The 22,421-nt window shown below is 56.0% G+C and carries 22 protein-coding genes and 1 tRNA gene; all 23 read left to right on the top strand.

The features are described from left to right. The first annotated feature begins 151 nt into the window (after positions 1-151). The 23 genes from N1030_RS05750 to N1030_RS05860 all read left to right on the top strand — a co-directional run bounded on the left by N1030_RS05750 (position 152) and on the right by N1030_RS05860 (position 22,409). Complete coding sequence (locus N1030_RS05750; RefSeq protein WP_265828246.1) at positions 152-1,222, top strand: sigma-70 family RNA polymerase sigma factor; 1,071 nt, start codon at positions 152-154, stop codon at positions 1,220-1,222. Positions 1,223-1,241: 19 nt separating this feature from the next. Then, on the top strand, positions 1,242-2,969 hold the full coding sequence (locus N1030_RS05755; RefSeq protein ID WP_265828247.1) for a tetratricopeptide repeat protein: 1,728 nt from the start codon (positions 1,242-1,244) through the stop codon (positions 2,967-2,969). A gap of 1 nt (position 2,970) precedes the next feature. After that, on the top strand, positions 2,971-3,819 hold the full coding sequence (locus N1030_RS05760; protein WP_265828249.1) for a hypothetical protein: 849 nt from the start codon (positions 2,971-2,973) through the stop codon (positions 3,817-3,819). Positions 3,820-3,852: 33 nt separating this feature from the next. Further along, on the top strand, positions 3,853-4,212 hold the full coding sequence (locus N1030_RS05765) for a hypothetical protein (RefSeq protein WP_265828250.1): 360 nt from the start codon (positions 3,853-3,855) through the stop codon (positions 4,210-4,212). A gap of 22 nt (positions 4,213-4,234) precedes the next feature. After that, on the top strand, positions 4,235-4,669 hold the full coding sequence (gene rpiB, locus N1030_RS05770; protein WP_265828251.1) for a ribose 5-phosphate isomerase B: 435 nt from the start codon (positions 4,235-4,237) through the stop codon (positions 4,667-4,669). 9 nt (positions 4,670-4,678) lie between these two features. Then, positions 4,679-6,136, top strand: coding sequence for a cysteine--tRNA ligase (gene cysS / locus N1030_RS05775; RefSeq protein ID WP_265828252.1), 1,458 nt, complete (start codon positions 4,679-4,681; stop codon positions 6,134-6,136). A 7-nt stretch (positions 6,137-6,143) separates the two neighbouring features. Beyond that, positions 6,144-7,610: a M48 family metallopeptidase gene (locus N1030_RS05780; RefSeq protein WP_265828253.1), complete on the top strand. Its 1,467-nt coding sequence runs from the start codon at positions 6,144-6,146 to the stop codon at positions 7,608-7,610. A gap of 92 nt (positions 7,611-7,702) precedes the next feature. Beyond that, positions 7,703-8,242, top strand: coding sequence for an ATP-dependent protease subunit HslV (gene hslV, locus N1030_RS05785; RefSeq protein ID WP_265828254.1), 540 nt, complete (start codon positions 7,703-7,705; stop codon positions 8,240-8,242). Between the two features lies 1 nt (position 8,243). Next, entirely contained in the window at positions 8,244-9,164 is a 921-nt protein-coding gene (gene ispE, locus N1030_RS05790; RefSeq protein ID WP_265828255.1) for a 4-(cytidine 5'-diphospho)-2-C-methyl-D-erythritol kinase, read from the top strand. Positions 9,165-9,168: 4 nt separating this feature from the next. Beyond that, positions 9,169-9,244: transfer RNA gene (locus tag N1030_RS05795), tRNA-Gln, on the top strand. Positions 9,245-9,294: 50 nt separating this feature from the next. Next, complete coding sequence (locus tag N1030_RS05800; RefSeq protein WP_265828256.1) at positions 9,295-10,233, top strand: ribose-phosphate diphosphokinase; 939 nt, start codon at positions 9,295-9,297, stop codon at positions 10,231-10,233. Between the two features lie 57 nt (positions 10,234-10,290). Next, on the top strand, positions 10,291-10,896 hold the full coding sequence (locus N1030_RS05805) for a 50S ribosomal protein L25 (RefSeq protein ID WP_265828257.1): 606 nt from the start codon (positions 10,291-10,293) through the stop codon (positions 10,894-10,896). A 93-nt stretch (positions 10,897-10,989) separates the two neighbouring features. Continuing rightward, positions 10,990-11,604 (top strand): aminoacyl-tRNA hydrolase, encoded by a 615-nt coding sequence (pth, locus tag N1030_RS05810; protein ID WP_265828258.1) that lies wholly within the window; start codon positions 10,990-10,992, stop codon positions 11,602-11,604. Between the two features lie 84 nt (positions 11,605-11,688). Then, a complete protein-coding gene (locus N1030_RS05815) occupies positions 11,689-12,201 on the top strand; it encodes a CarD family transcriptional regulator (RefSeq protein ID WP_265828260.1) in 513 nt (170 codons plus the stop codon). 240 nt (positions 12,202-12,441) lie between these two features. After that, a complete protein-coding gene (gene rho, locus N1030_RS05820) occupies positions 12,442-13,911 on the top strand; it encodes a transcription termination factor Rho (RefSeq protein ID WP_265828262.1) in 1,470 nt (489 codons plus the stop codon). 435 nt (positions 13,912-14,346) lie between these two features. Further along, positions 14,347-15,303 carry a NiFeSe hydrogenase small subunit gene (hysB, locus tag N1030_RS05825; RefSeq protein ID WP_265828264.1) on the top strand — a complete coding sequence of 319 codons (957 nt, stop codon included), beginning with the start codon at positions 14,347-14,349 and terminating at the stop codon, positions 15,301-15,303. Between the two features lie 40 nt (positions 15,304-15,343). Beyond that, on the top strand, positions 15,344-16,822 hold the full coding sequence (hysA, locus tag N1030_RS05830; RefSeq protein WP_338033327.1) for a NiFeSe hydrogenase large subunit HysA: 1,479 nt from the start codon (positions 15,344-15,346) through the stop codon (positions 16,820-16,822). Positions 16,823-17,145: 323 nt separating this feature from the next. Continuing rightward, on the top strand, positions 17,146-17,625 hold the full coding sequence (hysD, locus tag N1030_RS05835; RefSeq protein ID WP_265828267.1) for a NiFeSe hydrogenase maturation protease: 480 nt from the start codon (positions 17,146-17,148) through the stop codon (positions 17,623-17,625). A gap of 617 nt (positions 17,626-18,242) precedes the next feature. Continuing rightward, entirely contained in the window at positions 18,243-19,196 is a 954-nt protein-coding gene (locus N1030_RS05840; protein WP_265828269.1) for a hydrogenase small subunit, read from the top strand. Positions 19,197-19,243: 47 nt separating this feature from the next. Next, on the top strand, positions 19,244-20,947 hold the full coding sequence (locus N1030_RS05845) for a nickel-dependent hydrogenase large subunit (RefSeq protein ID WP_265828270.1): 1,704 nt from the start codon (positions 19,244-19,246) through the stop codon (positions 20,945-20,947). Positions 20,948-21,019: 72 nt separating this feature from the next. Next, on the top strand, positions 21,020-21,514 hold the full coding sequence (locus N1030_RS05850; protein ID WP_265828272.1) for a HyaD/HybD family hydrogenase maturation endopeptidase: 495 nt from the start codon (positions 21,020-21,022) through the stop codon (positions 21,512-21,514). 40 nt (positions 21,515-21,554) lie between these two features. Next, entirely contained in the window at positions 21,555-21,806 is a 252-nt protein-coding gene (locus N1030_RS05855; protein ID WP_265828273.1) for a HypC/HybG/HupF family hydrogenase formation chaperone, read from the top strand. 33 nt (positions 21,807-21,839) lie between these two features. Next, positions 21,840-22,409, top strand: a complete 570-nt coding sequence (locus N1030_RS05860) for an arylesterase (RefSeq protein WP_265828274.1) — start codon at positions 21,840-21,842, stop codon at positions 22,407-22,409. Positions 22,410-22,421: the final 12 nt, after the last annotated feature.

Genomic DNA, 22,421 nt, shown 5'->3' on the forward strand with positions numbered 1-22,421 from the left:
AAAGGACAAACAAAAACTATAGTATTAATAGTTGATACCTTGCCGGACTGCGTTTTTTCCGGCATTCTGACCAGCCTTTGACAGCCGGAATGAAAAAGCATTCCGCGACTGCCACATGAACAGACCCAAAGCTACCACATAAAGATATACAATGACTAAGAAAAGCGCATCCGACAAGGACGCCACCCCAAAGAAATATACCGAACAGGACATTGAAGTCCTGGACGAAGCCGAAGAGGAAGAGGAGGAGGAAAGTCTCGACCTTGACGACGACGTCATTGACCTTGATGACGACGAATCGGACGACTTTACTCTTGATGCTGCCCTTCCCGCCGTATCAAGCTCCTCCGCCCCGGGGAAATCCGCCAGCCGCGATTCTCTGCATCTCTACCTGCGCGAGATAAGCAAGTTCCCTCTGCTCAAGCCAGACGAAGAATTCCAGCTCGCCCGCAAAGTACAGGACGAAGGCGATCAGGACGCAGCCTTCCGTCTCGTTTCCTCCCATCTGAGACTGGTCGTGAAAATCGCCATGGATTTCCAGCGCCGCTGGATGCAGAATGTGCTCGACCTCGTACAGGAAGGCAACGTGGGCCTCATGCGTGCCGTGCACAAATTCGATCCCGACAAGGGCATCAAGTTCTCCTACTACGCCTCGTTCTGGATCAAGGCCTACATTCTCAAGTTCATCATGGACAACTGGCGGTTGGTGAAAATCGGCACCACACAGGCGCAGCGCAAGCTCTTCTACAACCTGAACAAGGAACGCCAGCGCCTCATGTCGCAAGGCTTCGTGCCGGATTCCGCCATGCTTTCCGAGCGTCTCAACGTTTCGGAAGAGCAAATTATCGAAATGGAGCAGCGCCTTGATGCCAGCGACATGTCGCTGGACCTGCCCGTGGGCGACGACGGTTCCACGGCCACGCGCATGGATTTTCTGCCCGCCCTCGGCCCCGGTGTTGAAGATATGCTTGCAAACAGCGAATTAGGCACTATGCTAAAGGAGCATATCAAGACCATAGAGCCGAAGCTCAATGACAAGGAACTGGAAATCCTGCACGGCAGACTGCTTTCAGAAGACCCGATAACCCTAAGGGAAATCGGCGAAAAGTACGATATCACCAGAGAACGTGTCCGCCAGATAGAAGCACGGCTTCTCCAGAAGATCCGAGACCACCTGTTCCGTGAGATCAAGGATTTTTCCAAGGATTGGATCAACCGCTAGAGCAAGGGTATCCCCTCATATGTCCTCCGCCTCAACAGCACAACGCGACAGCATTTTTCTCCATTCGCCGGGCCATGTTGCCCGCGTGGCCATTCTCATTTTCGCCTGCATTTTTCTGGCAGCCTGCGCAAAGCAACAGCCCGTTCAGGCTCCGGAAAAGCCAGCCAGCTACCCCATGACCCCTGAAGCGGCCAAGGTATACTATTACCTTGTACTCGCGGAAGCAGCCAAAACCAACGACTTGCGCATGGGCTCAGAAGCCATACGGCAACTGCTTGCGCTGAACCCCGTGGCGTCAGTCTATGTCGATGCCGCCCGCTTCTACACCCAGCGCAAGGAAAGTGTCCTTGCGCGCGATATCGTGAAGCGCGGACTGGAGGCATATCCGGAGCATTTCGAGCTGACCATGTTGCTTGCCGAGACCTATCTCAACGAAAAGCGCGTTGACGAGAGCATCGGCATCCTCAAGGACTTCATTGCCAAGCATCCGGAAGACGGCGCTGCCCGCCAGCAGCTCGGCCAGCTTCTGCTCTCCAACAACCTGTTTCAGGAAGCCGCAGACCTGCTTCGCCAGAAATCGCCTGTCAGAAACACCCCGGTTACGCGCTACTACCTTGCCAGAGCCTATGTTCAGCTCAAGAAGTACAAGGACGCTCAGGCGGAACTGAAAAAGGCGGTCCAGTCCGAGCCCGAATTCGTGGAGGCCTGGGCAGAGCTGGCCTATGTCTATGAGCTGATGAAGGATTACGTGGCAGCGGAAAAGACCTACGAGCATATTCTCGAACTGGGAGAAACAAGTCAGGAAGTCTGGCTCAGACTCATTGCGCTGAACCTCAAGCTCAATCATCCGGAAAAGGCGCTGACCATCGCCAAGGAAGGCCCTGAGGACATGGGCTTTGTGCTGCAGGCGGCGACCTTGTTCATTGACGAGAGCTTTCCGGAACAGGCCCGAGAGCTTCTGGAACCTCTGGCCGAAATGCCCTCCCCTCCTTCCGAGGTCTTCTTCCATCTCGCGCTTATCGCCTTCAATACGGACAAAGACCTTCCCCGCGCCATCGAGCTGCTTGAAAACATCCCCGACCATGACCGGCTGTGGGGCAAAAGCGTCCGCTTCCGTACCCACATGCTCTTTGAGCTCAAGCGCTATGACGAAGCGCTGGAGCTGCTCGAACAGGGCATCAAGGCCGACCCCTCGGAGCGAGAATTCTGGGATATGCGGATCGACCTGCTGGCAAGCCTGAAGCGTTTTGATGAAGCCCACGCGGCACTCGACAAGGCTCTCAAACGTTGGCCCAACGATACGGAACTGCTGTTCACCAGAGGTTCGGTGTACGATCTCGCAGGAGAAAGGGAACACGCGCTGGAACTCATGGAACAGGTCATTACCCACGACCCCGAACATCCGGAAGCCCTCAACTATGTAGGCTATTCGCTGGCGGACAAGGGCGTGGACCTTGACCGTGCGCTGGTTCTCATCGAGTCCGCGCTCAAGCTTGAGCCGGAAAAGGCCTTCATCATCGACTCCCTCGCATGGGTGCATTTCAAGCTCGGCAATCTTGAGCAAGCATGGGACGCCATCAACCGCACCATCGCCCTTGGCGCCAAGGACCCCATCATATGGGAACACTACGGCGATATTGCCAAGGCCATGGGCCGCAAGACGGACGCGCGAAAGGGCTACCGCGAAGCCCTGAAGCTCAACCCCAGCAATCCGGATCAACTGAAAAAGAAGCTTCAGGGATTATAGAATGACTTCAACCCGTGTGATGCTGCAGCGCATTCCCGCAATGCTGCTGCTCGCCGTTGTTATTCTTTCCGGCTGCGCCCCCCGTCAGCAGCAGGCTCCTTCGCATATCAGCGATCCCGCACTTCAGGCACAGGCCAAGGCCCTATGGAACCGCTACATCGCAGACGCCAAGGCACGTGAAGAAGCCGCAGGCCCATTCCGTATTAACGCCTCCCTGCGTTACTCCACGCCCAATTCAGGTCACAGACTCGTATTGCGGTCGTGGGGCAACGGCATAGCGCCCGTGCGCATGGACCTTGAGGCCGGAGTGGGCAAAACCCTTGCCCTCATCAGACAAGACAGCCACTCATTCGTGGCGTACGATCCGGGAGCGGGAAAGGCCTATGTAAACAGCAACAGCGCCAACGCCCTGCTCCGTCTGGGGCTGCCGGTCCCGTTCGGCATCAATGACCTTGGCCACCTTATGGCCGGACGTTTCAACCGTGTCTTTCCGGAAAAATACCTCTACGTGGACCTTGTGCCCGAAGGCGGCTTTGCCTACACTCTTTCCGCCCGCGGTCATGGAAGTGACGACGCAGAACCTGTGGAAGGGGTACTCAAGCTGAGTCCCGACGCCCAGCCCACGGAATGGAGTGTCGGTACCGGCGACAGACGCATGGTCCTGACCATGAACAACTTTGACGAAACCGACACGACCCTGCCCGGGAAGTATGCCATTTCCCTTGGTACGGACAAAAGCGCGGTGCTGCTCGTCAAGGAGCGCTCCGCACTTGCTGAGCCCTTTGCCGCTCAGCAACTCACACTGGATATGCCGGAAGGCACGCAGATCAAACCGCTGCCGAGCAACTGAGCCCGTAGCGCAAGACATAGCAGAGAGGATAGAATGGCCGCCGATTTTTCCGCCGACAAGGGACAGGCAAGCAATGCAGGGGTTATTGAAAACCTGCGTTTCGGATTCAGGGTGTGGCTTGGAGAAATCCGGCTCATGCTCGTTGGCATTGGCAGACGCTATGAAGTGCGTCAGCTCGAAAAACGCCTTGAACAGGAATGCGCCCTGCTTGGCCGCTACACGGCCGCCCATCTGGCCGAAGCCGGCGAAGAACCTGCCGCTCCTTCGTTCGACATGATTCGCTCCGCCCGTCAGGTCCAGTTCCTTGAGGAAGAAATCCTCCGCCTGCGTCAGGAGCAGGAACAGGCCGCTGACAGAGATCAGGCCTGCAAGCGCAATACATACTCCGCCTAGCGGTATTCATACAGAGGTTATCATGACCAAGACAGTCTGCATCGGTTCCGACCACGCCGGTTTCGCCCTGAAGGAAGTTCTCACCTCCTACCTGAGCGGCCTTGGCTATACTGTTGAAGATCTCGGCCCTGCGGCCGCTACCAGCTGCGATTACCCCGTCTTCGCACAGAAGGTATGCGAAAAGGTGCTGAACGATAATATTTTCGGCATCCTCGTCTGCGGCACCGGCATCGGCATGTCCATGGCGGCAAACCGCCATGAGGGCATCCGCGCCGCGCTGTGCACCAATGAATTTCACGCCCGCGCCACTCGCCAGCACAACAATGCCAACGTTCTGTGCCTTGGCGAGCGTGTAACCGGCCCCGGCGTAGCCATGGAACTGGCGCGCATTTTCATTGAAACTCCTTTCGAGGGCGGAAGGCATCAGCGCCGTATCGACCTCTTTGACGCCAAGTAAGAGCCGCTCATGCAACTGTACAATACGCTCACCCGCAAGAAGGAAGAATTCGTTCCTGCCGTTCCCGGTAAGGTCAACATGTATGTCTGCGGCATTACCGCCTACGACCTCTGCCATATCGGCCATGCCCGCTCAGCCGTAGTGTTCGACGTGCTCGTACGCTACCTGCGCAGCACCGGCCTTGATGTGACCTTTGCCCGCAACTTCACGGACGTGGATGACAAGATCATCAACCGCGCCAATCAGGAAGGCCTTTCCAGCACGGAAGTCGCCGAAAAATACATCCAGACCTTCTACGAGGACATGGACAGACTGAACGTGCTGCGCGCGGACATTGAACCCAAGTGCACCGAGCATATCGCCGAGATGATTCAGCTCTGCGAGGATCTCATCGCCAAGGGCAAGGCCTACTCCACCCCTTCCGGCGACGTATATTTCCGCGTCCGTTCCTTCCCCGAATACGGCAAGCTTTCCGGCCGCGATGTTGATGAGATGCGCTCCGGCGCACGCATCGCTCCCGGAGAAGAGAAGGAAGACCCGCTGGATTTTGCTCTGTGGAAGTCTGCCAAGCCCGGCGAACCCTTCTGGGAAAGCCCCTGGGGCAAAGGCCGTCCCGGCTGGCACATCGAGTGCTCCGCAATGAGCGAGAAGCACATGCCCCTGCCGCTGGACATTCACGGTGGCGGTCTTGACCTCATCTTCCCGCACCATGAAAACGAAATCGCCCAGACCGAAGCCGCCACGGACAACCACATGGCGCGCTACTGGGTGCATAACGGCTTCGTGCAGGTGGATTCCGAGAAGATGTCCAAGTCGCTCGGCAACTTCAAGACCATCCGTGACATTCTGGAAAACTATCTGCCGGAAACCCTGCGTTTCTTCCTGCTTACCAAGCATTACCGCAGCCCCATCGACTTTACCTTTGAAGTCATGGATGATGCGGAAAAGAACCTGAAGCGCATTTACGAAACCAAGGCCCAACTGGCCGAGGAGCTGAGTCGCGCCAAGTGGAGCAAGGCAGAGCTGCCCGCAGACATCACCACCGAATTCGCTGAAAGTCTGGCCGCATGGCATACCGCCATGGCCGACGACATGAACACGGCTGCGGCGCTCGGTCATGTTTTCACCATCGTGCGTCTCATCAACCGCGTGACTGAAGACAAGAACCTGCGCAAGTCCGAAGGGGCCCGCACCCTGTTCACTCAGGCGCAGGAGGCATTTGACCGGTGGGCTGGCATTCTCGGCCTGTTCTCGCTGGATGCAGGTGCCTTCCTCAACGATCTCAAACTGTGCAGAGCGGCACGCAAAGGCATTGACCCTGCCAAAGTGGAAGCTCTTATCGTGCAGCGACAGGAAGCCAGAAAGGCAAAGGATTTCGCCCTTTCAGACTCCCTGCGCGAAGAGCTGACCAACCTTGGCGTGGACGTGCGGGATACCCCCGCCGGTGCCGTATGGGACGTGCTCTAGGAAACACATGAAAAGCAAAAGGGCTTTAGCCTGTTCCCGTTGCCACCGGACACCGCTCCGGTGGCAACGGATACTGATCCAGCTTCTCGTGCTGGTTACGGTGACCCTCGCCCCCCTGCATGCCAGCCGTGCAGACATCTCCGAACTGTTCGGCGATTTTACGCTGAAGGACGAGCTTGAACTGGGACGCAAATTCAGCGTTCTCATCAAGTCGCGCATGCCCCTCATTGAAGATCCCGAAGTAGTCGCCTACATCAACGACATCATCGTGCGGCTGCAGACCGACATGAAACCGCAGCCCTACAAGTTCGAGGCAAATGTCATTCTGGACAATTCCATGAATGCCTTTGCCGTTCCGGGCGGCTACCTGTTCGTGCACACCGGCCTGCTGCTTGAATTGGAAAACGAGTCCGAACTTGCAGGTATTCTGGGCCACGAACTGGCGCACATAACCCAGCAGCACATCGCAGGGCGTATCGCCAAGGCAAAAAAGACGCAGGTAATGGGACTTGCCGGTGCTCTGGCAGGAATGTTCATCGGTGGCCCCAATACAAGCGCAGGTCTTGCCGTGGGCTCCCTTGCCGCCGCTCAGAGCGCCATGCTCAACTACAGCCGGCAGGATGAACGCGAGTCGGACCAGGTGGGACTCATCTATCTTGTGGGAGGCGGCTTCCCGCCCCAAGGAATGGTCGGCGGCTTTGAGGCCATCCGTAAAAAGCAGTGGCAGATGGGTGGCACCCTGCCTGCCTATCTCAGCACTCACCCTGACGTGGACGAGCGCATTCGGTCGCTCAGCGACCGCATACAGGCTCTGCCTGCAGATGTTCGCATACAGACGGAGAACAACGATCGGTTCAACAGAATCAAGGCGCTCATACGCGCCCGTTACACCGATCCCAAAATCGCCCTGCGCCATTTTGAAATCAACGACGCACCGCAGAACTGCATCAATATAATGGGACGGGGCATCGCCCTTGCCCGCCTCAACCGCATCACGGATGCAGCTGACAGCTTTGACCACGCACTGGCCTGCGGCTCCAAAGACTTCCTCATCAACCGCGAGGCTGGCAGCTTCCACTATATGAAAGGCGATCCGGACAGAGCCTCCAAGTTGCTGCAAAAGGCCATTCTGCTGAACCCCAGAGATTACATGGCGTTTTTCTATTATGCCAGACTCCTGGGAGACCGCGGAGACATACAGGGAGCCTCCAAGTATTTTGACGAACTGCTCCTCCACCTCCCCGAGGATCCGGAAATCCATTATTACTACGGGCGAATGCTCGGCGAGAACAAGCTCCTGTTCAAAGGATACCTGCACCTCGCCTACAGCTCCCTGTACAAGAACAACAAGAAAAAGACCGAATACCACTACGGTCTGGCCAAAAAAAACGCCAGAACTCCTGCCGAACAGGAGCAGCTTGAGCGATTTGAAATGAAACACAAGGAGAGAGCGGAATTCTGGGATAAGAACTGACGGGAGCAATCCCCTGCTGTTCAACAGATGCTGTGCGCATGGCCTTGGCCCTGCAGCGCCCCCCCCATTCCGCATGTCTTCAGGAGATAATAATGCAGCTGAGAGGAACCACCATTCTCGCGGTCAAGGACGCCAACGGCGTTGCCTTGGCAGGTGACGGTCAGGTCACCATGGGACAGAGCATCGTCATGAAGCACACCGCCCGCAAGGTGCGCCGCATATATAAAGATCGCATCATCGCCGGTTTTGCCGGTGCAACCGCCGATGCGTTCACGCTGTTCGAACGCTTTGAAGCGAAGCTGGAAGAATTTCGGGGTAACCTTGTGCGCGCCAGCGTGGAAATGGCCAAGGACTGGCGAAAGGACAAGTACCTGCGCAGGCTGGAAGCCATGCTTCTGGTAGCCGATGCGGATCATATCCTTATTATCAGCGGCACGGGTGATGTCATTGAACCCGATGACGGCCTCGCGGCCATAGGCAGCGGTGGTGCATATGCCCTTTCCGCAGCACGGGCCCTTTCTCGCAACACGGAGCTCGGTGCTGAGGAAATCTGCAGAAAATCCATGGAGATCGCCGGAGAACTCTGCGTCTTCACCAACAACAACCTTACCGTTGAAACCATCTCGCGCTAGTATGACCGATTCCGCATCCTTACCGCAGGATACACAGTCTGCTACGCGCCCCGCTCTGCCTGTCCGGCTCAAGGCGGGATGCAAGATCAATCTGTACTTGCGCATTACCGGAGTTCGCGAGAACGGCTACCATGAACTGGACACCCTGTTCTACCCGTTGTCCGAACCGTCAGATACACTTGATATCGAAGAAGGGGCCGCAGGCAGCGGCCTCACCCTTGTCTGCGAACGTGCCGACCTGTGCACGGAACGCAACACCCTGCACAAGGCGTGGCGCGTGTTCGCCGAAACGACAGGTTTCCGCCCCGACCTGCGCCTGACCCTGACCAAAGGAGTACCGGACGGTGCCGGTCTTGGCGGGGGCAGTGCCGATGCCGCCGCCTTTCTGAATTTTCTCAACGCGTCAGCGGGCAAGGTAGCCCTCAATGATGAAGAGCTTAACGAAGTTGCCGCCCGCATAGGTGCGGATGTGCCCTTCTTTCTGAAAAACGTGCCCGCCCGGGCAACGGGAATAGGCGAAATACTCGTGCCCTGCGAAGTGGACCTTTCCGGGTTTACGCTTCTGCTCGCCTGTCCGCCGGAACACGTCTCCACGCCATGGGCGTTCAAGGCGTGGGATGATAGATACGCAAATAAAATGGACATTGATGCAACAGAGCGGTTGACATTGTCCGCCCATATGTTTACAAGACCCTCCTCTCGTGCCTTGTGGCTTTTTAACAGCTTTGAATCGGTGGTATTTGCGGCCTTTCCGAAGCTGCGGGCGTACAAGGGATCACTCATCAGACATGGCGCCGCCGCGGTTGTGATGAGTGGAAGCGGCGCAAGCCTCTTCGCCTTGTACAGAGAGATGGAAAAGGCAATGCAAGCGTCTGAGTCCCTCATGCGAGAGGGAGTCAAGACCTTCATCCACCACCTGTAAGTGTTGGGGTGTCGCCAAGTCGGTAAGGCAACGGGTTTTGGTCCCGTCATTCGAGGGTTCGAGTCCTTCCGCCCCAGCCATATTATTCATTTACAGGTGAGTTACTGACCTCAAGCCCGGACTTGATACCATGCACGGCGACTTGAAGATACTCACTGGCTCTTCCAATCCGGAACTCGCAAAAGCCATCTGCAACCACCTTGGTTGCCAGCTCACCCCCGCTGTATGCGAAACCTTCAGCGACGGGGAAATCCGCATTGAAATCGGTGCAAATGTACGTGGCGACGACGTTTTTGTCGTTCAGTCCACCTGTGCGCCTGTCAACTACAACCTCATGCAGCTCTGCCTCATGCTCGACGCACTCAAGCGTGCCAGCGTAGGCCGCGTTACCGCAGTGGTTCCCTACTACGGCTACGCTCGACAGGACCGCAAAGTTGTACCCCGTGCACCCATCAGCGCAAAGGTCGTCGCAGACTTCCTTACCATGGCGGGCATGAACCGTCTGGTAACCGTTGACCTGCACGCCGGCCAGATTCAGGGCTTTTTCAACACCCCGGTAGACAACCTCTATGCCGCTCCGGTCATTCTTGAATACCTGCGCGACATCAAGGACGAAATCGTCATGGTTTCTCCCGATGCCGGCGGCGTAGAACGCGCCCGAGCCTTTGCAAAGCGCCTGAACGCAGGCCTTGCCATCATCGACAAGCGCCGCGACAAGCCCAATCAGGCTCAGGCAATGCATGTTATCGGTGATGTAAAGGGCAAGGTAGCCATCGTTGTCGACGACATGATCGACACCGCCGGCACCATGGTTGCCGCCGCAAATGTGCTCATGGAAAACGGCGCCAAGGAAGTCATGGCTTGTGCTACGCACCCCGTGCTCTCCGGCCCCGCCATTGATCGCCTCAACAATTCCGCCTTCTCCAAGGTGCTGGTTACCGACACCGTGCCGCTCGGCGACAAACTGGAGAACTGCGAAAAGCTGAAGGTGCTTTCCATTGCCGGTCTGCTGGCCCGTTCTATCCATAACATCCATACGGAATCTTCCGTTAGCGTACTGTTCGTCTAGTTTTTTTCATCTGCAGCGAGTGAAACACCTCGTGGTGGAACCCTAAAGGAGTAAACAATGTCCGAAAGAATTACGTATCCCGTCAAAAAGCGTGAAGGTCTGGGCAAGGGCGCTAACCGCCGCCTGCGTGAAGAAGGCCTGATCCCCGGTATCTTCTACAGCACGACCGGTGAAAATATTCCTGTTACGACTGAAACCCTTCCCTTCTCCAAGCTCTTCAAGAGCGTTGGCAAGACCACCGTTTTCAACCTCGACATCGAAGGCGAATCCAAGCCCTGCATGCTGTGGAAGGTTGAAATGCACCCCTTCAAAAACCGCGTTCAGCACATCGACTTCTACGGTGTGGACCTTGAAAAGGAAATTTCCGTCAAGGTTGAAGTAAAGCTCGCAGGTTCCTCCAAGGGCGTTAAGGCTGGTGGCCGTCTGGAGCACTACCGTAACACCGTAACCATCACCGGCAAGCCCGAACTGCTGCCCCCCTTCATTACCGTGGACATCACGGAAATGCAGATCGACAGCTCCGTGTTCGCCTCTGCCCTGCAGCTGCCTGAGGGCGTTCGCGTTGTTTACGACACCGACTTCGTAATCCTTCGCATCGTTCCCGGCCGCGCTGCTGCTACCGAAGAAGCTGCTGCAGACACCGGCAAGAAGAAGAAAAAGTAATTATTCTGTTTCGTTCCGGCCCCATACTCGACGGTATGGGGCCGTTTTCTTTTTTCAACCGCCAGAATACAAGCACAACGAGGTATCTCTCCCATGCAAGCCGCAGGTCTTATCGTCGGTCTGGGCAACCCAGGCAAGGAATACGAAAACACCCGCCACAATCTCGGCTTCATGGCCGTTGACCACCTCATGGATGACGCGCGCAGATTCAATCCGGATGCGGTTTCTCCCCTTTCAACCGGCAAGAAGAAGTACCTGCTCTGGAAATGCATGCCCGGTGGGCTGCGCAGCACATGGCTGGTAGCCAAGCCACAGACATACATGAACCTTTCCGGTGAAGCCGTGGCTCATATATGCGGCTTCTACAATCTCGATCCGGAACAGGTTCTGGTTGTGCATGACGAGCTTGATTTACCGCTCGGCCGAATGCGCTTCAAGACCGGCGGAGGGCTTGCCGGCCACAATGGCCTCAAGTCCATTGCCCAGCATCTGGGAACCAAGGATTTTCACCGGCTTCGCCTTGGCATCGGCAAGCCGGATCATCCCAATACTGCGGGCTTTGTTCTCAGCCGTTTTTCCGGTGAGGAAGTACGCATCGTGGAGCAGGTGCTGGATGGAGCTCTGAAGGGTATGCTCACCTTTGCAGAGAAGGGAGCTTCCGAAGCCATACATGTAGTGAACGCCTTTGATGCCTCCCCAAATAGTTAGTCAAATTGGCATGGACTACCGCATCGGAATAAGCTACTGTACTTTTTCGCGCTAAGAGAATTGAAGACTTTAAGGAGACGGACGTTGTTCACCCCGGATCAATTAGTGGTGTACCCTGCACAAGGTGTAGGCAAAGTGGAACGCATCGAACGGCAGACCATTGGTGGGGCCGAGGCAGAGTTCTACATTGTCCGCATTTTGAGCAACAATGTCACCCTCATGGTGCCGGTCAGGAATGCCGTCAACGTCGGTCTCCGCGCCGTATGCTCTGCCGAACAGGGCGCCAGCATTCTTGATAGCCTTGCAGACCGTTCCGGTTTCACCGGCTACACAGGCCAGAACTGGAACAGACGCTATCGCGAGTATTCTGAAAAGCTCAAAAGCGGCGAGCTTGCCGATGTCGCGTACGTGCTCAAGGAGCTCCTGCTCATCGGTAAGGATAAAGAACTTTCCTTTGGCGAACGCCGCCTGCTTGAGCAGGCCATGGGCCTGATTACGCTTGAACTGGCTCATGCTCTGGGTAAAAAGCAGCAGGATGTGCAAACGGAAATCGAAGAAATGTTTGCTGATGTCCTTGCCGTCCAGGAAAAAAGTTAGCACGCCCAGTTGCGTTCCGCATGGTAATACGCTAGGTTTTTACCAACGCACTTGTGGTGCACGGCATTACCGCCTCGCAGCACCAATCACTCGCATACATTTGAAGTCTTCCTGCCATGCCCCGTTGGGAGCATCTGACAGTACTTCCACGGACAGCATATACCTTCATGACATGCGGAAATTCATGTTTCCGATGTCCTACAGCCTTACATCATCACCCTACAACGCATTTGAGTCCTTATGGCCACAAAGAAAGACGTTGATGAGAGCAAGCAGGAATCAGCTCCGCGCACGCGCAGCCAGTCCAAACCCTCTCAGAAGAAACGCAAGCAATCTTCCCCGTCCAAGGGCGACAACAAGCAGTCCAAGCCCGCCTCCCGTCCCAACCGAAAAGTCGAATTTGACGACTACGAAGTTGATGCAACTGCCGCACAGACAGAAAGCAACGGTGACAACGGACTTCATCTCTCCGAACTGAAACTCAAGACCGCCGCAGAGCTCATGGAGCTCGCCGATCAGTATCAGATCGAGAACCCGAGCAACCTTCGCAAGCAGGAGCTGATCTTTGCCCTGCTGCAGCGCTGTGCAGCGCAGAACGGAGCCATCTTCGGAGACGGCGTTCTGGAAATCCTTCCGGACGGCTTCGGCTTCCTCCGCTCGCCTATGTACAGCTACATGCCCGGGCCGGACGATATTTACGTCTCTCCCTCGCAGATTCGCCGCTTCGGCCTGCGCAAAGGGGATGTGGTATACGGCCAGATTCGTCCCCCAAAGGAAGGCGAACGCTATTTCGCCCTGCTACGGGTAACCGAAATCGGCTTTGAACCGCCGGAACGCTCCAAAAATCTCGTCCTGTTTGACAACCTGACCCCCATTTACCCGCAGCGCCAGCTTAAAATGGAAAATGGTCAGGAGAACTACTCCGGTCGCGTTATCGACCTCATGGCCCCCATCGGCTGCGGACAACGCGGTCTGATTGTAGCCCCTCCCCGCACCGGCAAGACTATGCTTCTCCAGTCTCTTGCCAACTCCATCAACGCGAACAATCCGGACGTCTACCTTATCATTCTTCTCATCGACGAACGTCCTGAAGAAGTGACGGACATGGAGCGCACCGTAAAGAACGCGGAAGTTGTCAGCTCCACCTTCGACGAGCCGCCGCAGCGCCATGTTCAGGTTGCAGAAATGGTGCAGGAAAAGGCCAAGCGTCTTGTGGAGCGAGGCAAGGATGTCGTTATCCTCCTCGACTCCATCACACGCCTCGGCCGCGCATACAACGCCGTCACGCCCTCTTCCGGCCGCGTGCTTTCCGGCGGTCTGGATGCCAACGCCCTGCAACGCCCGAAGCGCTTCTTCGGTGCGGCCCGAAACCTTGAAGAAGGCGGCAGCCTTACCATTATTGCCACCGCCCTCATCGACACCGGCTCCCGCATGGACGAAGTCATCTTTGAAGAATTCAAGGGCACCGGCAACCTCGACATCTACCTTGACCGCCACCTCGCGGAAAAGCGCGTCTTCCCCGCCATCGACATCAATCGAACCGGCACCCGCAAGGAAGACCTGCTCCTCGACGACGAAGTGCTCAACAAGGTCTGGATCCTGCGCAAGATTCTCTCCCCCATGTCTTCCATCGACAGCATGGAATTCCTGCTCGGGAAAATGCGCGGCACCAAGAGCAACGCCGATTTCTTTGTCGCCATGACAAAGTAGTCCTTCCCCGGTCTCAAACATTGAGCCCGTGTTCGTCAGAACACGGGCTTTTTTCGTTTTTACGCTATATAGCACCCCAGTGACTCCTGCATACGCATTACAGGCATGAAAAACTTTTCACATACTCCAATCAATGGACTGTTCACACAAACAACTATTAATCACTCACAAAAGCGAAGTCACTGCACTCCAACGGCCTTGTCACATCTATATTCGACATGCAACACCTTACAACTGTATTGCCACATATTGAACATTCAATCACCACAGCACTGCCGTAACAATCAATAATTTCTATTGAAATCACCCCAAAAGATTTGCAATCCATTGACACAACACGAAAAGGGATTGTAACTATCTATGCGGTTACAACAAAGCTATAGGGTGTTATATAGCTAGGGGTTTTTCAAAACGCCAAAAAGTAAGGAGGCAGGGATGAGTCTCAGCAGGCGTGATTTTGTTAAAATGTGCACAGGCACGGTGGCAGGCATGGGTATTTCCCAGATGTTCCACCCCAGTGTCTGTGAAGCCATTTCCGGCACTCTGAACGGCAGCCGTCCGCCCGTTCTGTGGTTGCAGGGTTCTGGCTGCACCGGTTGTTCAGTATCGTTGCTGAACGCCGTTAACCCTCACATCAAGCAGGTACTGCTTGATGTCATCAGCCTTGAATTCCACCCCACCGTTATGGCTTGGGAAGGCGAACCCGCCATGGAGCACATGTTCAAGATTGCTGATGAATACAAGGGTGGCTTCTTCCTCGCAGTGGAAGGCTCCATCCCTGTTGCCGAAGACGGCAAGTTCTGCGTTATCGGTGAAGCCCATCACAAGGAAATCACCATGGTTGACGCAATGAAGGAACTCGCACCCAAGGCTGCCGCTGTGCTCGCACTCGGCACCTGTGCCGCTTACGGCGGCATTCCCGCTGCAGAAGGCAGCGAAACCGGTGCAATGTCCGTCAAGGCATTCTTCGAACAGGAAGGCATTTCCACCCCCGTAGTGAACATCCCCGGTTGCCCCCCCCATCCTGACTGGATCGTGGGTACCGTGGTTGTCGCCCTTGAGGCCATCAAGACCCACGGTCTTGCCGCTGGTCTGGGTGAAGTCGTCAAGCTGCTTGATGATCAGGGCCGCCCCACTCCCTTCTTCGGTGAGAACATTCACGACAACTGTCCCTACCTCCCCGATTTCGAGGCGGACAAGATGTGTGAAACTCTCAGCCAGAAGGACGGCTGCCGCATGAGCGTGGGCTGTAAGGGTCCCAACGCCATGGCAGACTGCTTCAAGCGCAAGTGGAACAACGGCATCAACTGGTGCGTTCAGAACGCTGTATGTATCGGTTGCGTAGAACCTGACTTCCCCGATGGGCAGTCTCCGTTCTACGAGTCCCTGTAAGCTGGCTTTGACGTCTTTCATCGTTTGAAGGAGGAACAATATGTCTTCTTGTGCACGCAAAGGTGCAGCCGGCCACGGTAAGACTGCGCACATTGCCATCGATCCGGTTACCCGAATCGAAGGTCACCTCAAGGCTGAAGTGACCGTTGAAGGTGGCAAGGTCGTAGATGCCAAGCTTTCCGGCGGCATGTATCGCGGTTTTGAAACCATTCTCCGCGGTCGCGACCCCCGCGACTCTTCCCAGATCGTACAGCGTATCTGTGGCGTGTGCCCCACCGCTCACGCTACTGCTTCCGTTATGGCTCAGGATGCAGCCATGGGCACCAAGGTGACCACCAACGGCCGCATCACCCGTAACCTTATCCTCGGCGCCAACTACCTGCAGTCTCACATTCTGCACTTCTATCACCTGGCCGCCCAGGACTTCGTTCAGGGTCCCGACAGCGCTCCCTTCGTGCCGCGCTACAAGAACTCTGACCTGCTTACCGACCGTAACAAGGGTCTCGCCGCTATCAACGCCGCTGCCGTTGACCAGTACGTGGAAGCCCTTGATGTTCGCCAGATCTGCCATGAAATGGTAGCCATGTTCGGCGGCAAGATGCCTCACGCTCAGGGCCTCGTGGCCGGTGGCGCATCCGAAATTCCCACCAAGGATCGCATCCTTGAGTACGCTGCCCGTTTCGACAAGGTTAAAGAATTTGTTCTCAACAAGTATCTGCCTGTCGTTTACACCGTTGGTTCCCAGTACAAGGATCTCTTCGCAGTAGGCCAGGGCCATCGCGCCTGTATCGCCTACGGCGTATTCCCGCTGAACGACGAAATGACCAAGTTCATGATGAAGCCCGGCGTATACTACGGCGGCAAGGACCATGAACTTGATCCTTCCAAGATTCACGAAGACGTGAAGTACTCCTGGTTCGACGACAGCACCACCGGTCTGCACTACTCCAAGGGCCAGACCAAGGTTTCTCCCCACAAGGAAGGCGCTTACTCCTTCGTTAAGGCTCCCCGTTACAACGGCGTTGCCTGCGAAGTGGGTCCGCTGGCCCGTATGTGGATTGAGAACCCGCCCCTGTCCCCCATCGGCCAGAAGGCTCTCAAGGAGCACTTCGGCCTCGACGCCAAGAACTTCCGCGATCTGGGCGAAGACGCAGCGTTCTCTCTCATGGGCCGCCACGTAGCCCGTGCTGAAGAAACCTGGTACATGCTCAGCTTCGTTGAGTCCTGGCTGAAGGAAGTAAAGCCCGGTGAAGAAACCTACGTGAAGCCCGAAATTCCGGCTTCCGGCGAAGGTACCGGTTTCACCGAAGCTCCCCGCGGCGCCCTGCTGCACTTCCTGAAGATCGAAGACAGCAAGATCGACAACTATCAGGTTGTTTCCGCTACCCTGTGGAACTGCAACCCCCGCGACGACAAGGGTCAGCGCGGTCCTGTCGAAGAAGCCCTCATCGGCATTCCCGTTCCGGACATTGAAAACCCCGTGAACGTGGCGCGTCTCATTCGCGCCTTTGACCCGTGACTGGGCTGTGCCGTGCACGTGATGCACGCAGAGTCCGGCAAGGTTTCTGTTGTTGAGTGCAAGTAACTCAATGTAGATTCCGCCAAGTCGAGAGGGCCGGTTTATCCGGCCCTCTTTTTACTGGAACCACCTGCATTAATGCGGTGCGTGCCTTCTGCCAGCCGGAGGGAGCAATCCCTCCGGACTGGTAAGGCGCTCGACTTTCCGCGCACGCCTTATGGCTGCGCATGCAATTTGCTGTATACTGCGGCTTGCGGCAAGCCGCCCCATCGGGGTATCGTCCACTCCGTCCAAAGAACTTTTGCCAACTGACAGGATTCACCATGGGAAAACTACTCGTACTGGGCATTGGCAACAGCCTGCTCACCGACGACGGCGTCGGCGTATTTGCCGCAGAAACTCTGCAAAAGGAAACGTGGCCTGAAGAAGTCACCATCATAGAAGGCGGCACCTTCACTCAGGACATTTTCTATCTCTTTGAAGGCTATGACAGATTGCTGGTTCTGGATGTTATCCATGCCGGACACGAGCCCGGCACACTGTATCAGTTGACCGAGGAAGACCTTGTATCCAACGAAAGCCAGCGTATTTCCATTCATGACATCGATATGCTGGATTCTTTGAAAATGTGTGAACTCAAATGCGGCAGCAGACCTCGCATGGAAATCATTGGAATGCAGCCCAAAGACATCACGACATGGAACATAGGTCTCTCAGAACCATGTCAGGCACGTTTTGACGAGTTTATCAGACTCGCGCGCAAGGAAATCGCACGCATTGTCGAAGAAATGCGTCAGGCATAGATAACAACAAGGCCCCGCTACCAAGCGGGGCCTTGTTGTTTCCTACCAGAAGAGTTGTCTTTCTTCTGAAAAAAAGTTTTCGAAACATTCTTTTTCCTCAGCAGAACTGATTGCACAACCAGCATCTCCCCTTATCCTAACTCTTCCGCACCTCACTCATCGACGACAGCGCCCGACAGCGCATTCGTCTGTCTTGCCCCCTCCACTCTGCATCAACACTTGCTCGCCGGACATTGCTCCCGATGTGCCGCGCTTCGGCTTTATTGCCTACCGCAAAGATAGTTTTTCCACCTTCTGCACTGCGCATCCGTTCAACAATACCTACTACAAAATTGAGAATATCTTTTTTTCAATCAAAAATTTCAATCGATACTCCTGCATTACATGCCCCAACTCTATCGTTACTGATATTTTTTATTAAACCCACTTTATCTTTTTGATATTTCTATTGTATAGTCCCTCCGACTCCCGTTTCTGGTTGCTGTTTGAAGCGGGAGGCTTGCGCATACCTATCCTGGCAGAAGGTAACGCACCATTCCGGACGTTCTGTCCGGTCACACTCCGGTGTTTGGGATGCACCGGAGAATGCAGACCCTGTTTTATTCAAGGAGGTTCCTATGAAGTTTTCCGTGGGTCTCGGCAAAGAAGGCGTGGAAGAGCGCCTGGAACGGAACGGCGTATCCCGTCGTGACTTCCTGAAGTTCTGCTCCGCCCTCGCTGTTGCCATGGGTATGGGACCGGCTTTCGGCACCGAAATTGCCAGAGCCATGACCGCTCCCGGTCGCCCTTCCGTGGTATACCTGCATAATGCCGAGTGCACCGGCTGTTCCGAATCGGTTCTGCGGGCTTTCCAGCCCTTCATTGACGAACTGATTCTGGACACCATCTCTCTCGACTACCATGAAACCATCATGGCGGCAGCCGGCGAAGCTGCTGAAGAAGCCCTGCACCACGCAGTGAACAGCCCCCACGGTTTCATCGCCGTGACGGAAGGCGCTCTGCCCACCAAAGACAACGGCATCTACGGTAAGGTTGCCGGTCGCACCATGCTGGAGATCAACAGCGAAATCCTGCCCAAGGCAAAGGCTGTGATCAACTACGGCACCTGCGCCACCTTCGGCGGCGTGCAGGCTGCGGCTCCCAACCCGACCGATGCCAAGGGCGTGAACGACGCACTCAAGCATCTGGGCGTGAACGGCATCAACATCTCCGGTTGTCCGCCAAACCCCTACAACCTTGTGGGCACCATCGTTTACTATCTGACCAAGCATGCCCTGCCTGAACTGGACAGCCTGAACCGGCCTACCATGTTCTTCGGCCAGACCGTTCATGAAAACTGCCCCCGCCTCAAGCACTTCGAGGCCGGCGAGTTTGCCACATCCTTCGGCTCCGAAGAAGCCCAAAAGGGCTGGTGCCTCTATGAACTGGGCTGCAAGGGACCTGATACCTACAACAACTGTCCCAAGATCAAATTCAACCAGACGAACTGGCCCGTTGAAGCGGGTCATCCCTGCATCGGCTGCTCCGAGCCCGATTTCTGGGATGCCATGAGTCCCTTCTACGAAAGCTAGGCCCGTTACACATTGATCTTGAACGAACATCCCAAGGAGGATGACATATGAGCGGTTGTAGAGCGCAGAAGGCCCCTGCCGGTATTCCGGTAACTCCTCAGAGCAATTACTCCGGTAAGGTGGTCGTAGACCCCATTACCCGTATTGAGGGGCATCTCCGTATCGAAGTTGAAGTTGATAACGGCAAGATCTCCAATGTTTGGAGTTCTTCTCAGCTGTTCCGCGGTCTGGAAATCATTCTGAAGGGCCGCGACCCGCGCGACGCACAGCACTTTACCCAGCGTTCCTGCGGCGTTTGTACCTATGTACATGCTCTTGCATCCACCCGCTGCGTGGATAATGCCATTGGTGTGCGTATTCCCAAGAACGCCACCCTGATCCGCAATATCGTACTTGGCGCACAGTACATGCACGACCACCTCGTGCATTTCTATCACCTGCACGCCCTTGACTGGGTGGACGTGACCAACGCCCTGAAGGCTGATCCGGTAAAGGCGGCCAAGATCGCCAACACCATCTCCGGACGGCCCACCAAGGCGGAAGACCTGAAGGCCGTGCAGACCAAGCTGAAGACCTTTGTGGAAAGCGGCCAGCTCGGCCCGTTCACCAACGCGTACTTCCTCGGCGGCCATCCTTCCTACTACCTGGAACCGGAAGTGGACCTCATTGCCACCGCACACTACCTTGAGGCACTGCGCCTGCAGGTAAAGGCTGCCCGCATGATGGCTGCCTTCGGCGGCAAGAACCCCCACACCCAGTTCACCGTTGCCGGCGGCGTTACCTGCTACGATGCCCTTACTCCCAAGCGCATCAAGGAATTCCGTGAACTGTGGAAGGAAACCAACGACTTCATCAATCAGGTATACATTCCCGACCTGTTGGCTGTTGCCGGCAACTACAAGGATTGGAGCCTGTATGGCGGAACCTCGAACTTCATCACCTTCGGCGAGTTCCCCACGGATGAATATGATCTCAACAGCCGCTTCCTGCCGCCCGGCGTCATCATGAAGCGTGACCTCGCCAACATGCAGGGCTTCAACCCTGACAAGATCGAAGAGCACGTCAAGTACAGCTGGTACGAAGGCGACAAGGCCCACCATCCCTATCAGGGCGTTACCGAGCCGCGCTACACCGACATGCACGGCGAAGGCCGCTACTCCTGGATGAAGGCTCCGCGCTACATGGAAGAAGCCATGGAAACCGGCCCTCTTGCTCAGGTGCTCGCCGCCTATGTAAAGGATCATCCGAAGATCAAGCCTCTGGTGGACATGGTTCTCGCCAAGCTTGGCGTTGGTCCTGAAGCCCTGTTCTCGACCTTGGGCCGTACCGCTGCCCGCGGCATTGAAACCGTCGTCATCGCCGAAGAAACCGGTCGCATGCTCGACGAACTGGAAGCCAACGTGGCCGCCGGCGACACGAAGATCTACGAAGAGATCGAAATGCCCCGCGATGCAGAAGGCGTCGGCTTCGTCACCGCTCCCCGTGGCGGCCTGTCCCACTGGATCAAGATTCGCGATCACAAGATCGAGAACTTCCAACTGGTTGTGCCCTCCACCTGGAGCCTCGGACCGCGCTGTGCAAAGGATAAGATCTCTCCCGTCGAGGAAGCTCTTATCGGCACGCCCGTTGCCGATCCCAAGCGCCCCGTGGAAATCCTGCGTACGGTCCACTCCTTCGACCCTTGCATCGCCTGCGGCGTGCACGTGATCGACAGCCAGACCAACGAAGTCCACAAGTTCAAGATCCTGTAATTTTGCAGGATAATCCAAAAAACTCGGGAACCCGGCCTTGCGCCGGGTTCCCTTTTTCAGATAAGGTGACGCATGAGCGAATCTAAACGAATTCTGGTACTTGGTGTCGGGAACATACTCTACACTGATGAGGGGCTGGGAGTCCGTGCTGTTGAACGACTGCAGCAATCATATGACTTTTCCGACAACGTCACCCTCATGGACGGCGGCACGCTGGGCATGAAACTCATGGATTCCATGATGGACAGCGATTATCTGATCGTAGTAGATGCCGTTCTTGGAGGGAGTGATCCCGCTTCCGTATACCGTCTTACAGGCGAAGACCTGCGGAAGAGTCTGGGGTTCAACGATTCCATGCACCAGACCGATCTTGTAGATACACTCATCTACTGCGAACTCGCCGGTAACAGGCCGGAAACAGTGGTCATAGGCATGGAACCTGTGGACTATCAGACCATGGGGATAGACGTCTCGCCTGAAGTGGCCGAACGAATTCCGGCCATGTGCGGATTCGTCCTTGACGAAATAGCTGCCGCTGGTGGAAGCTACAGCGCCAAGGCGCCCTAACGCGCCCACATCTTTCACATACGAACGCCCGGAGGTTGCCATGTGCCTTGCCATTCCTGCTGAAGTTGTTGAACTCACCCCCAACGACATGGCACGCTGTCGCGTCGGCAAAAGTGACACCTATGTCGACGTATCCACAATGCTGCTCGAATCTCCCGCCGAACTCGGCGATTACCTTATCGTCCATGCAGGCTTCGCACTGCGCAAGCTCGACTTTCAGGAAGCACAGGAAACCCTGAGACTGCTGCGTCAGATGGCGAATATCAACGAAGAAACCCCCGGGGCCTTCTAACCCTCATAACAGTCATTGCCATCAGGTGTCGTCGTGAAACGTCTGAAAACCATCGTAGCCCTCGGAGACTCGCTAACCGAGGGCTTTGGCATTCCGGCAGAGGCATCTTTCCCCGCAGTCCTGCAATCGCTGCTGCGTAGTAAGGGACACAATGTGTCCATCATCAATCAGGGACTGTCCGGCGACACGGCCTGGGGCGGCAAGAAACGTCTTGACCGCTACCTCGCCAACAAACCCCGCCCCGATGCGGTTATCGTGGAACTCGGCGCCAACGACGCCATCCAGTTCACGGATCCGTGGGATGTGGAAGCCACGCTGGACAGCATTCTGCAGCGCCTGACGGAGCTGGAGATCCCCTTCATGCTCACCGGCATGAAGATGCTGCTCCCTTCCGACGGCGACTATGCCGAAGCCTTCGAAAGCATTTACCTCAAGCTGGCGGAACGCTACGATCCCGTCTTCTATCCGTTCTTCCTCGAAGGCGTGTTCGGCAATCCGGCCCTGAACCTTGAAGACGGCATCCACCCCAATATTGCAGGAACGGCCCGTATAGCCGAGAGCGTTCTCCCCTTTGCGGAATCTCTGCTTGCGCGGGTGCCCTAGGACGACCCCCCC

Source organism: Desulfovibrio mangrovi (assembly GCF_026230175.1).
Taxonomy (GTDB): domain Bacteria; phylum Desulfobacterota; class Desulfovibrionia; order Desulfovibrionales; family Desulfovibrionaceae; genus Halodesulfovibrio; species Halodesulfovibrio mangrovi.